Genomic DNA, 14,225 nt, shown 5'->3' with positions numbered 1-14,225 from the left:
ATATTATAGTTCAAAGACCTGACAGGATACATTGTTAGTCGCCGGCTCTCCGCCGCCCTGCATAATTCCTATATATTCCGCCAGCCCCATGATGGTGGAGAGATCGAATATCATTTTCAGCTGTATCCTGACTTTGAATTTTTCCTCTGCCTGGGCAACGAATTTAATGGCCAGCAGAGAATGGCCGCCCAGTGAAAGGAAATCGTCGGTGATGCCCACTTGGTCCAGTTCCAGTAATTCCTGCCACATCAGCACAAGCTCGGACTCCATCTCATTCCGCGGGGCGACAAAGGCTGCGGCAGACTTTCCGGCAAATGGTTCCGGCAAGGCACCCCTGTCTATTTTTCCACTGCGCGTTACCGGTAGCGATTCGAGCTGTATCCAGACACCTGGGACCATATATTCCGGCAGGTGGCGCAACAGGTAATCCCGCAGCAGTTCGGTGTCCAGGGTGTCATCCGCGGTGAAATAACCTATCAGTTGCTGATTCATGGCGTTGTCTGAGCGAACCGTGACCACACATTGCCTGACCAGCGCACTCTGATCTATCATACTTTCTATTTCTCCCAGTTCCACACGGTAACCTCTGATCTTCACCTGGTGGTCTATCCTTCGCAGGTAGACGATATTGCCGTCCGGCAGCCATTTACCCAGATCGCCGGTCCGGTAGAGGTAAGGATAGCCGGAGCCCGGGAAAATGTTCCGCAGGAATCTTTCCTCCGTCATTGACCGGTGATCCCAATACCCCCTTCCCACCCCGGCACCCGTGATGTATATTTCTCCGGCCACTCCTATGGGTACAGGGTGTTGACGGGCATCCAAAATATAAATTTTGTTATTGGGTACCGGCTTACCTATCGGGGTGTTTGAATCGGGGTCAGCCGTCCTCCGGAAGGGATAGAAAGTGGCGCATATCGTTGTTTCAGTGGGTCCATACCCGTTGATGATACGCAGCCAGGGTATCCTGTCCATAAAGCGCTGCAAAATGCCCTGCCGGATGGGCATGACGCCCACCAGCAACCGTGCCAGCGGTATAGGGTCGGCAACGGCCTCCAGGCAGGATATCACCTCCGGCAAAATAACAGGAGGAATATAAGCGGTGCCGATGCGATGGTCAATGAGATACCGGGCCAGCGAAGCAGGCTCGTATATCAGTTCTTCATCAAGCAGGTGCAAGGTGTTGCCATAACATAGGCAGGTGAATATTTCCCAGACCGAAACATCGAAAACGTAGGGACACACCGAGGTCCCTGGTCCATCGTCCATTCCTGCCGTCTGTTGAAAAGCCGACAGCAGGGACACTGCGTTGCGATGTTCTACCATGACCCCCTTGGGTCTCCCGGTAGAGCCGGACGTATAGATGATATAGGCGAGGTTTTCGGGGCGAACAGCAGTAGCAGGGTGGCCGGTGGGCTGACGGGCAATATCAGGCTGATCGTCATCCGGCAGCACTACCCTACCCGGCCATCCCTCAGGCAGCAGGGAATGGCTTTGCCGGCTGCTTACCGCAATGGTGGCGTGAGTGTCCTCCAGTATATAGCTAATTCGTTCAAGCGGATAGGTAGGATCAATAGGAACATAGGCTCCTCCTGCCTTCAATATACCCAGTATGCCGATGATCATTTCGGGAGACCGCTCTGCGCAGATGGCTACCGGCGTATCTTCCTTTACGCCCAGCTCGCAGAGGTAATGGGCCAGCCGGTTGGATCGTAGTTCCAGCTCATGGTAGGTGAGCTTGTAATATCCGGCGACCAGCGCCAGGTGATCAGGCTTCCTGCTGACCTGTTCCCTGATCAGATGCACCAGTGTCTTGTCGGCCGGATAGACCGCGGCCGTATCATTAAACGCCTCCAGTAATTGCCATTCTTCTTCGGGGGACAATAACCGGAGAGCGCCCAGCCTCGCCGGTTGGTCGTTGGTCAGCTGTGTTAATACCTGTCTGAAATGACCCGCTATCCGTTGTACCGTTGCGCCGTCCAGCAGCCTGGTGTTATAGCTGAATCCTATCCACATTTCCTCGTCCCCGCCGATCCTTATCGAGAGCGGATAATTCGATTGTTCCGTCATCCGGGGCTGTTTGATCTCCAGGGCCGGCTCTTGGCCGGCAACTTTCTTCCGGACAGGATAATTCTCGAATACCAGCAAGCTGTCGAAAAGGTCGCCACCAATGCCGGTCCATTTCCGAATATCGCTCAGCGGGCTGTATTGATAAGATAAACCTGCACCTTGCCCGGACTGAATATCCCGCAGCCACTGTCCTACGGGCGCATCAGGGTCTACCCGTACACAGAAAGGCAGCGTATTTATATACATACCCACCCGCTGCTCCACGCCCGGCATATCCGCAGGTCTGCCTGATACTGTTACGCCAAAGACGATGTTCTCTTTGCCTGTATAAGCATATAGCAGATAAGACCAGATACCCTGCATGAGGGTGTTGACCGTGATCTGCAGCCGTTGTGCATATCGTTGGATCCCGCCGGCGAAAGTATTATCCAGCCGGATGGTCTCCTCCGCATATTTGCCGATGCCGTTATTGCGGTCCGATACGAGCCCGATGAACGGGAGCAAAGGGGGATGATCTATCGCCGACAAATAATCCCGCCAGTAGCGCTCTTCCTTTTCTTTATCGCGTCCTTTCAGGTAATCGATGTAATCGGCATATCGATCTTCTTCCTGGGGTATATGTCGTTCTTCGAGCAAAGACTGGTAGATACCCTGCAGCTTGTCCAGCAATACCGCCATCGACCATCCATCCATCAGCAGATGATGGCTGGTCCACACCAGATGGTAGTCGGCTTCCGTCCGCCTTATCAACGCTAATCTCATCAACGGAGCTTTTGCCAGATCAAAGGGACGGCGACGGTCCTCTTCTTCATATGCTTCGATCCTTGCCTGCTGTTGTTGCGCGTCAAAAGCGCTGAGATCTATTTCGGTGACAGGAAGCATCGCCGTCCGGAATACACACTGCACAGGGACCTGGAAGATCGCGGGATAAAAGGCAGTCCGCAGGATGGTATGCTCCTGTATCAGCTGTTCCCAGCTGCGCAATAGTATTTCCGGCCGCAGTCCGGACAACTCGCAGGATAGCTGACCGATGTAGGCCTTTACCTGTTCATGGTACATGCCATGGAACAAGATGCCTTCCTGCAGACCGCTCATGCGATAGATGGATTCCAGAGGAGGCTGGCCCGTGATCCCGGTAGCCAGGAAGCGGTCGAGCTCATGGCAGCTGATCTCTGCCCCCAGTCCGTAGTCGGAGGGTGTAAACGTTTCGTTGGGCTGTGAGACGCAATGGTCGATCAGCTTTTCCAGACAGCTGATGTAGCGGTCTGCCAGCTGTTGAATGGTCTTCTGCCTGTAATGCAGCCTGCTATATGTCCAATGTAATTGGAGCGCTCCGCCGGATATCCAGCCATTCAATGACAGAAGCGCCGGCAGCCTGTGGCTGCTGCTCACCGTGGCACCAGCCTGCTCCGTACAGCTGCTGAACAGCTCGCTGCTGTCAAGCAGGTTATCCAGCTGTCCCATATAGTTGAACAGCATCTGCCAGGGGGAATTGTCCCCCAGGCCTTCTATCTTGTTTAAATATTTCAGTACACCAAACCCTATCCCTTTGTCCGGAATGCTTCTCAGACCTTCCTTGACCTCTTTGATCAGCTGGCCAGGGGATATTCCTGGTTCCGACGCCAGCAACACCGGAAACAGGCTCGTAAACCATCCGACAGTCCGGTGGGTATCTATACCTGTCACTAAGCTGTCTTCGCGGCCATGGCCTTCAAGTCCTATCAACACCTGCCTGTCGCCGCTCCAGGCCGTCACTGTGCCGGCAAGCGCTGCCAGCAGGATATCGTTTATCTCGGTATGGTACGCCCTGGGGACATCCTGCAATAATTCAGCTGTTCGGGCGGCTGACAGGCGTACTATGATGTTTTCACTGTCTTTCATCATCACCGGCCTTTCATAGACCATGTCTGCAGGCAGTGGCTGCCCCTTTATCACCATGTCATTCCAGTACGCCTGTTGTGATAGCAAACGGGCGCTCTGGCCATATTCTTTCAATGCCTCATACCAATCGCGGCAGGAACTGCTTTTTACAAAGGCAGGCATTCCGGGTCCCCTGGAAATATGCTGCAGCAGCTGCTCGAGATCCTCCAGCAGGATATGCCAGGAGACCCCATCCACAGCCAGGTGATGAACGATCAATAACAAACGGTTTTTTTCTTCTTCTATGGGAGTCCGGAACAGCACGACCCTCGTAATATTTCCCTGTAGAATATCCAGGCTTTCCTGGTAAGCCGCAGCCCGGGTGGGAATGATGACGGAGAGGCTGTCCGGGTTTTCACCGGTGAGATCGCAGACCTGTACGTCCGTACTGTTTGCGCTGTAGTATTGCTTCCACCCTTCCGCTGTCCGTTGGTATTGAAACCGTAAAGAATCATGATGCCTGATCAGCTCCTTTATTGCCAATGACAGGGTCTTGACTTCTATCTTCTTGTCTATCCCGATCAGTCTGTTATGATTAAAGTGCGCTATCGCCGGGTTCCGTTCTTCTCTCTCAAGATACCATTGCTGCATGGGAAATAGCCCGCACTCTCCCTGCAATACACCCTGTTCGGCCCGTATCTCCGATGTCACCTGCCGGGACAGAACAGCTGCCGACAATCGTTCTATGCTTTGATAGGAAAAAATATCTTTAGGCCTGATGACATACCCGGCCCGTCTCGCGCGGCTGGCCACCTGGATGGTGATGATGGAATCTCCGCCCAGCTCGAAAAAATTATCTCTTATGCCTATATTCTTCACACCGAGGAGCTCCTGCCAAATTTCCGACATCACCTGTTCCGGTTCGTTACGTGGTGCTACATAAGCACTCCGGGACAGCATTCCGTGGTCTGCCTGCAGGAGGGCCTGTCCATCCACTTTACCGCTCCCTGTCAGCGGTATTGCATCCAGGTGGATCCACATTGCAGGGACCATATACTCGGGCAGCCGACACCGCAGATGGTTTTGCAGGATTTCCTGGTCGAAGCCTTGTGCGGCCACTGCATATCCGATCAGGCGTCTGTTGCCGGCGGCATCTTCCCGCGCCAGCACCACGCACTGCTGTACGAGGCCGCTTTGCTGTGCCATTGCCTCTATTTCTCCAGGCTCGATCCTGTACCCTCTTATTTTTACCTGCTGGTCCTTCCTACCCAGGTATTCCAGTTGTCCATCAGGCAACCACCTTCCCAGATCACCGGTGCAGTAGCGTTTGGTCCTTTGTTCTTCCGGGAAGGAAGTATCTGCGATGAATTTTTCTGCGGTCAGCTCCGGCCGGTGTAAATATCCACGCGCTACCTGTACGCCTCCTATGCAGATCTCTCCTATAAAGCCTGGCGGGGTCAGCTGATGATCCGCATTGACAAGTTGTATGGTGACGTTATCGATCGGCTTTCCGATGGAAATAACGGGGCGATGCGGGTCGCCTGCGGCAATAGTCAGGCAGGTGACGTCAACGGCCGCTTCCGTGGGTCCATATAAATTATGCAGATCGATATGGGGCAATTTTCTCCTGACGAGGTCGACCTGCCGGGGTTTTAACTCTTCCCCGCTGCACAGCATATGTTGCAGGGAGGGCAGCCCGCCTTCGTCAATTTCCAGTAGAAAGGCTTCCAACATAGAAGGGACGAAATGAATAAGCGTGATCTTTTGGTCGTTGATGACCTTCTTCAGGTAAGTGGGGTCTTTGTGTCCTGCCGGTTCTGCCATTACCAGCCTTGCCCCCGCCAGTAAAGGCCAGAACAGCTCCCACACCGATACGTCGAAACAGTAGGTGGTTTTTTGCAGCACACTGTCCTTTTCATCCAGTCCAAAATAGCGCTGGGCCCACAGCAGCCGGTTGACAACACCGTCGTGCTGGTTCATCACGCCTTTCGGCCGGCCTGTTGATCCGGAAGTATAAATTACATAAGCCAGGTGATCGGGTCGCAGCTGCGTGAAGGGCCGGTCAGCAGGCTCTGCGGCTATATCCGCCCAATCGGCATCCAGCAGCATGACGCGCACGGCAATATCCTGAGGCAACGATAGCCGGCTCTCGCGGCTGGTCAATATGATCTTCGCACTTGTATCTTCCAGCATATAAACCATCCGTTCCTGCGGATACGCCGGGTCCAAAGGAACATAGGCCGCTCCAGCTTTCAGTATCCCCAGCAGGGCTACCATCATTTCAACAGACCTTTCCAGACAGACTGCGACCAGGTGTTCTTCCTGTATCCCCGCCCGTCTCAGATAATGTGCCAGCCGGCTGGATCGCTCGTCCAGCTCCCGGTAGGACAGCTGCTGCTGGCGGAATACCAACGCCGGTGAAAACGGCGTTCTCATGACCTGCTCTGTAAAAAGATCAACCAGTGTCTTTTTCCCTCCGGGATAGGTAATTGCCGGACCGTTAAAGGATTGAAGCAAAGTAAATTCCGCCGGCGACAGCCCTGTAACCTGACGTACCTTCTTTGCAGGATGGTTTACACATTCACGAAGCAATTCCAGGTAATTTTGGAGCAGCGTGCCTGCAAAAACGCTGAATACCTCATCACACGTCAGATCCAGTCTTAATTTTATCGTTCTGCCATTGTCAAAGACGGATATGCCAATGTCATATTGATCATCGCCCACCTGGCTGTTCGCATACCCCGGGGCGTCAAATTCTTCCAGGTTATTGAAACGGGAACTTTGTCCTGTCCCTTTGACCATATTGAAGATTACCCTGGTAAGCGGTTTGAGGCCGGTGCCATTTCGTTTGCTTACCTGTCTTGCCAGCTCTTCATATGATACATCGCTGTGCCTGAAACCTTCAATCACCTCCTGATTGACTTTACCCAGCAGCTCTTCCAGCGTATCATCCGGACGGATGCTGTGGATGTGGACCAGGCGCCCCGCAAAAAGGCCGATCACGTCCCTATAGCTCTTTTTACCCAGTCCGCGCCCGCTGATGATGTTGCCAATGGCGATGGTGGAAAGCCCGGCATATTTATGGAGAAAAACGACATAAGCCAGTTGGAAAACGGATGAGTGCAACACTTTCTTTTTCAGGGAAAGCGTCCTGATGTCATCAGCGAGGTGCCTGTCCAATTCCCATTCTGCATGATAGAGCTGCGGCGGGGAGCCGGCTTTATAGAAAGCGAGATCCAGGGCCGGGAGATCCTGTGAAAGCCGGTGCATCCAATACTCCTTTTGCTGCTGGTACTCCGCCGTCCCGAAGAACTCATGCTGACGAACCGAATACCCTGAATATTGTTCCGATGGCATTATTCCAGGGTCCGGCGTTTCTCCTTCCATCAGGGAATTATAGTATTGCATCAGCTCGTTCCAGAAAATGTCCATGGAGATGGAATCGGTAATGATATGATTCATGTTCAGGATGAAAACGCTGAAGGTGGGTAGTTCCAGCACTTTGAATCGCACCAGGCTTCCATGTTCCAGATCGAACCCGAAATTTTCTTCTTCTTCTATCTCCGACCGGATAAAGGCATCTACGGTTGTTCCATTATAGGTGATATGCATAAAATGATCGCCTATACCCGGTGAAGGGTTCACGATCTGGTAGAGTTCATCCTTGTAAAGCCTGAAATTAGATCGAAGGGAAGAATGTCTTTTCAGGATCATCTCCGTTGCTTGTTTCAGGGCATCCACAGAAAAATGTCCCCTGAAAAATCTTTTCTGGATGAAGTTCCAATAGTACGATTGGCTGGTGAGAGAATGGAACCAGATACCCTTTTGCTGGACGGATGCGGGTACACTATGTTCCTGTGCGGCAGATCCATCTTTCATATACCGGGTTTTAGAGAGTAATGATTAATAGGCAAAACCAATGGAATCCCTTGCGAAGGCATTCTTAACGGAGGAAGCAATGGTCTTTGACACAAAATCCCCGAATAAAATGCCTTGCCGGGTAAGGACAAGCTCTTCCTTATCATTGGTGATATATCCCTTATCCGTCAGCTGATCGATCACGTCGGGGATCAGGCAGAAATAATCGAACCCGAACTTATCGACAAACTCTTTCTTGCTGTAGGAGAAGAGTCTGGCTGCGCAAAGCAGCAGCTCTTTAACGATCATATCCTTGTAGGTCATGCTAAAGGTCCTGTAGACGGGCATCGTATTGTTCCTTACCTTTTCCGACCAGGCAGGAATATTATTCAGGTTCTGGTAATTGATGCTACCGATCTTTCCGAAAGAAGAAGCCCCGTAGGCGATCATGTCCTCTCCACGCCAGGTGTTTTCAATATATACGCTTTGAGCGCCTTTCCTGTTGAAAGCAAAAGTACTCCAGAGATCGAGCCCTTCGGAAAAACATATCTCCATGGCTCTTTGCATATATGCTATTTCCTGTGTCTCTCCGGGCAGGTCGATCTCCTTACTGTGAACGCCTTTTTTAAAGAAAACGGTATTGGCATAGGTTTTCATTTTATAGATCGTCAGCATATCGGTTTGTTGTTGGACAGCAGTAGCGATCGAGGCTTCCCAGGAAGACATGCTTTCACCTGCTAGGCCGCTTAGCAGATCGATATTCACCTCGAAACCGCCGGTGTCCTGGACGGTTCTTATGGAATTTATTGCCTGGGCGGCAGTATGTTTTCTGCTGCTCAGCCGGATCACTTCGTCATCAAAAGACTGTACGCCCATGCTGATCCTGTTGACTCCGCATGCCCGGAGCCATTCCAGCTTATTCCTGCTGAAAGTCCCTGGCTCGGCCTCGAAGGCGAATTCCGGGTCTTCTATACGATGGTATTTGTGCAGCGTTTCCACCACCTTCCGGAACTGGGGCTCGGTGAGAACGGAGGGCGTCCCGCCTCCTACATAAATGGAATTGACCTTTTTCCCGGCCAGGCTATATCGTTCGCTGATCATTTTGATCTCCATGCAAAGAGACTCCACGTAGTCTTCCACCTGATCTTTGGATTTGATGAGCTCCTTCATATAGAAGCAGTAATCACATATTTGGATACAGAACGGGATGTGTATATAGATATTGATCCCTTCCGGCGATAGTAGCCGGGCGTTGCTATCGCTGGTCCAATATTTATAAAAGGGATAATTCGTATAGAATTCCTCCCGGGTGGCCGGTTCCTGGCGTCCATCTATATGCAGGCTGATAGTGGCAGGGTCCACCGGGCCTTCAGGGTTGTCGTATTTGTACTCAAACTTTCCCATCTTCTTCGTTTTAATGGTCAAAATTATTTTTCTCCTACCATGATCATGGATCTTGCGTGGTTGTCGTAAGGCGCCCCGGCAAAATTTCCATATACTTTAATGTTCCTGAAACCTGCTTCTTTCAGGTGACCTTTCAGCTCTGTGGCGGAGTACAGCCGGTGATAAGCAGTGATCTCATCCGAGGAATCGCCCCGGGTGATCGTCCGTTTGCACTCCAGCAGGTTCCAGTCATTGAGGATGGTGCTCTCCGCAACGACCCTGCAATCGTCGTACTCAAGCTCTTCCACTTTACGGAAGGTGGATGCTATGACCTCCTTACCCAGGATCTCGATAATAAATTTCCCGTTTGGCGCCAGTGACATCCATGCATTCTTCAATACCAGGAGGTCGTCATTGATGTCCTCGAAATATCCGAAGGAAGTACACAGGTTGGCCACCAGGTCGAAGGCGCCGGGCTGACAAAAATCTTTCATATCACTGTGCACAAATTTTATGGAAAGCCCTTCCCTGTCAGCATTGTCTTTTGCAATTTCCAGATAAGGTTTTGTGATATCCACTCCTGTGACATCGAATCCATTCCGGGCGAATTCCAGAGAATGCCTGCCAATGCCACAGCAGAGATCGAGCACACGGCTTCCCCTGGGCAGCCCACCTAGCAATCTGACCAGTCTTTCGACTTCCATAAAGGTCAGCATCACAAGATTCTTATTAAAAATGACCGAACGCTTGAGCATCCAGTCTTCCTCTTTTGCAAACCATGCACTATTTTCCATATTTATATATTTTATGAATGTTTTTTAAAGGTTCGTTGCCATTACTTTCCATCAAACAATGCAGCATACCGAAATACCTGTCCGCCAGCTGGTGCAACCGGGACAGGGGAAAGACGCCTGTCGTCGAGGACAGCCTGATCGTCAGGCTTGATCCTGCTTCGAAGACCGCGGCGGACAGCGGCAGATTCTCTTTGTTCCGCAAGGGAATATGCAGTCGCAGGGATGCTTCGCCAAAATGGTATTCCTCTTTGTTGATATGGTAGCCGAAGAAATTGGTGATCAAAGCCTTCGTATCATACCCATGTGCGGTCCAAAGACCTATGAGGTTCTCAAATGGATATCGGTGATGCCGGAGCGCTTTTCGTATCCTGTCCGAGCAATCATCGGCAAAGACATTAAGGTTCATGTCCGGATGAATGGGCACTCTTATCAGCAATACGTTGGAGAGCAGTCCAACGATCTCTCCGAAGCCCGCTTTGTCCCTGTTATGTATGGGGACCATGACGGCAAGCTCCTGTGTGGCCGTAATCTCATGCAAAAGGAGACAATACGCGATCAGCAATAACTGAAACCTTGTCATATGACGGCCTTCGAGGTAACGCTCCACCGCTGAGGATAATTCGGCGGGAAACTCGCTGACAAAGCAAACTCCATCGAATTTCGATGATCCTTCCCTGCGGCCGGAAGCGGGAAAGCGGGGTATTGGCAAGTCGTAGGTCGTCTGTTCCTTCCAGTATAGCTCATCCGCGATGAAGTGTGGGGATTGCTGATAATGACAAATGCTTCTTAGTGCGTCGGAGTACTGGAGCTTTTCACTGCTGTAGCTGCATCCATTATAAAGATTTTCCAGTCCGTCGAGTATGATCTTCATGGATTCGCCGTCTGAGCAGATATGCGGCATATCCACATACAGATATCTTTTAGTATCTCCCAGCTCAAGTATATAGGCTTTAAGGAGGGGATGCCGGCCAAGATCAAAGGGGCGGGTCGCCGACAGGATAGCTTCATCGACCTCTGTTCCCGGAAAGGACAAGACCTCCAGCTGAAACTGAAAATCCGATAGCTTTCTCAGGATTACTTTTCCCTTTTCGAAAGCAAAAGTCGTCCGCAGGGCTTCATTATCCGCGATGATCCTGTGGAAGGCGGCCTCCAGCCTGGGGAGATCGATGGTCCCCCGGATCTCAAAGCTCAGGGATGAGTGGGGGAAAGCTTCCGACGGATATAGCTTATGTTGTATAAAGAGGTTTCTTTGTGTGTGAGAAGCGGCGGATGGATCGAATGGCATTGTGGACGACCCATTGTCAATAAAATGCGTCTCCGCTCTTTCCCTGAGACGGGCGGCCAGGGCTTCAACGGTCAGGCAGTCGAAGAGCTCCGATGCCGGCATCTCGATCCCGAACTGTTCAAAAATGGAGAAGCTGAGCCTTAACAATAACAGCGAATCTCCACCCAATTCAAGGAAGTTATCCCCAAGGCCGATGTTATTTCGTTGCAGCAGCTGCCGCCATAACAGCAGCAATCTTTCTTCCCACTCATCGGCGGGCGCTGCCGGCTGAGATACATCATCCCTGTCGTTTTCCTCTGCCGGATCGGGCAAAGCCTGTTTATCGATCTTATTATTGAAATTCAGCGGCCATTGCTGCATGATGATCCATTTTACGGGCATCATGTAATAGGGCAACTGCTCACGAAGGAGGAGCAGCAGCCTTTGTTTATTGTAGGATGTCCCTGGCTTGATATAAGCGGCCAGGTAACTGGCTGCCTTCTCCCGTTGTTTCAGGGTCACCACACATTGCTGCACCATGCCTGTCAGCAGGATGACATTCTCGATCTCTTTCAGCTCGATCCGGTGACCAAGGATCTTTACCTGGTCGTCCGTCCGGCCGATGTATTCCAGGAGACCGTCCGGTGTTACCCGGACCACGTCGCCTGTGCGGTACAATCTTTTTTCTTCTTCTCCTACGTTACGGAAAATAAATTTCTCCTGTGTCAGGTCTGGCCTGTTCCAATATCCCCGGGCCAGCAGATCTCCTCCAATATATAATTCTCCTTTCCCGCCTTCCTGCACCGGGAGCTGATGTTCGTCCAGCACGTAGGTCTGAACGTGATCCAGGGCCTGCCCCAGGGGTATGGCTCGGGGGAACTGCTCTGCCGCCGCCGGGAACCGGAAGGTGATCACCCCCACAGTCGTCTCTGTTGGGCCGTAATGATTGTACAACACGCAGCCGGGAGGAAGCAGGTCGAACACCTGGCGGGCTACCGTCCACGGGCAGGCCTCGCCTCCGAGGATCAGTCTTTTACCCGGGAGCAGCTGGCGGATATTTTCCTGCTGCAGAAAAAACTCCATCAGGGACGGGGTCGTTTTATAACAATCGATGGGAAAGGTCGAAAAATAACCAGCCAGTGCCGCAGGACTGGCAATGCTTTTAACGTTTAAAATATGAAGGGTTTTCCCGTAGCACAGGGCGGCAAATACAGCAGTATGTCCTGCATCGGCAGAGAAAGTGCCGAGAAGGCCATAGCTTTCGCACACATCCAGCTCCAACCTGGCGCGGACATCCTGCAGGTAGGTGGTCAGTTGGTCATGCTGCACCATGACCCCCTTGGGCCTTCCCGTTGAGCCTGACGTATAAATGATATAGGCAAGGCTGGACGGCTGCGGCAGATCACAGGTGGGCGGCAGTCTTTCAACGGATGGCAACGGCCAGTCCGCATCCAGCAGGATCAGCTGCTGTGGAGCCCATGCCGCCAGCTTTTCACAGGTGGAGCCGTCTGCCAGGACAAGCATAGCGGCCATATCCGCCAGCAAATAGCGGATCCTTTCTTCCGGATAGTCCGGATCTATTGGCACATATACGCCTCCTGCCTTCATCACACCCAGCATGGCGACTATGCAGTTGATATCGCGTCCTATGACCACCGGAACGGGGATATCCCGCTGAATACCTGCCGCCCGGAGATAAAGAGCCAGCTGGTCCGTCCTCCTGTCGAGATCCTGATACCCGATGAAGCGGTCTCCGCATCTCACGGCTATCTTTTCCGGAAATTCAGCAGCAGCCCGGAGGAACAACTCCACCACAGTTGCGGCGGTACGAAACTTTTTATCCATCTCCTGGGCCGCGCGCTGCCCTGCGGGCAGGGACGGGCCTTCAGCGGCAAGCGCCTTCAGCCTGCCGGCATAACCTGATGCATCGGCGAGCACTGTGTTTATGGTATTCCGAAGATTTTCAGCTGTGACCCGGGCCGGCGGCAGATGAATGCCAATCCCCAGCTCCTGTACCTTCTCTGCTGTCACCTGTTGTTCCGGTATAACGGGAAGCACGATCATAGGAGTTGCCGTAGCGATGGCTTCATGAAGGCTGGCCATCCCCCCTCTTGTCACGAACAACCGGGCTCTTCTCAGCATAGCCAGCTGATCAGTGAATGGAACGACTGTGATATGGCCGGGCAGATCGCCCAGGTCCGGGATGTCCACTTTTGAGCCTACGGACAGGACACATTCAATGTCGAAGTCCTTTAATACATCTATGCAGAGTCGATAGAAGGAACTGGAATTATTAACGATCGTCCCCATGGATATATAGATTATTTCCTTTTCTTCCTCCTGCTGCGGGGGCAGTGGATATCCGGCAAAAACAAAATCTTCACCGAACAACTGTCTCCGGGGCTGAAATGCGGGATGAATAAAAGACAGGTTAAGGCTGCCTTTATTAATATAGACGTCCCACAGATCGGGCCGGCCCGGCAATTGCAACCTGTCATACAGCGCCTGGCTTTTCCGGTAAAACCCGATAGCGTCGCTGACATGATGGAATTCCTTCTGTTGGCTGGAATTGATCTTGCGGAAGAAAGGAAGCATGATCCTTTTATCCAGTATAAAAGTAGTGTACAGCGTGATCGCAGGCAGCCTGAAATATGCTGCCATTAGTTTACCCCACACAGCCAGATGGGAATGGAGGATAAAGTCCGGTTTCTCCCTGGCGATCTCTTTTTGAAGAAAACCGGTCAGGCAGTCCGCCGCGTCAACAAGGATCTCGCCGAACTGGAAATAGGAGGTATTTTCATCCACCTTATCCGCATAATAGCCATTGAAATATCCAGGATAATCCCGGCAGACAAATGCATGCTTTCCCTGCGGCCGGAAATCTGCCGTGTTGTAATAAATGATATCATATCCTTTCGCAGCGATGCTGTCGACGACCGGCGTCAGCGTTTTGCTGACACTGACGGACGGCACACTTAGAAATAATCCTTTGGGCATTG

The 14,225-nt window shown here is 51.9% G+C and carries 4 protein-coding genes; all 4 read right to left on the bottom strand.

What is annotated here, in order from left to right; translation table 11 throughout:
* Positions 1-3: 3 nt before the first annotated feature.
* From Q4E93_RS13640 to Q4E93_RS13625, 4 genes are read right to left on the bottom strand one after another with little or no spacing between them, the layout of a single operon-like run.
* The gene (locus tag Q4E93_RS13640; RefSeq protein ID WP_303586032.1) at positions 4-7,806 is read right to left on the bottom strand and encodes a non-ribosomal peptide synthetase; all 7,803 of its coding nucleotides are present in this window, start codon (positions 7,804-7,806) and stop codon (positions 4-6) included.
* Positions 7,807-7,830: 24 nt separating this feature from the next.
* The gene (gene hemW, locus Q4E93_RS13635; protein WP_303586030.1) at positions 7,831-9,189 is read right to left on the bottom strand and encodes a radical SAM family heme chaperone HemW; all 1,359 of its coding nucleotides are present in this window, start codon (positions 9,187-9,189) and stop codon (positions 7,831-7,833) included.
* Positions 9,190-9,212: 23 nt separating this feature from the next.
* The gene (locus Q4E93_RS13630) at positions 9,213-9,962 is read right to left on the bottom strand and encodes a class I SAM-dependent methyltransferase (RefSeq protein ID WP_303586029.1); all 750 of its coding nucleotides are present in this window, start codon (positions 9,960-9,962) and stop codon (positions 9,213-9,215) included.
* Positions 9,952-14,223 carry an amino acid adenylation domain-containing protein gene (locus tag Q4E93_RS13625; RefSeq protein ID WP_303586027.1) on the bottom strand — a complete coding sequence of 1,424 codons (4,272 nt, stop codon included), beginning with the start codon at positions 14,221-14,223 and terminating at the stop codon, positions 9,952-9,954. Before Q4E93_RS13625 ends, Q4E93_RS13630 begins: the two co-directional genes overlap by 11 nt.
* Positions 14,224-14,225: the final 2 nt, after the last annotated feature.

The sequence above is a fragment of the Flavitalea plasmicola genome (assembly GCF_030546645.1).
Lineage (GTDB): Bacteria > Bacteroidota > Bacteroidia > Chitinophagales > Chitinophagaceae > Puia.
The sequence above is the reverse complement of the archived record's forward strand: the minus strand, read 5'-3'. Positions and strand labels throughout refer to the sequence as shown.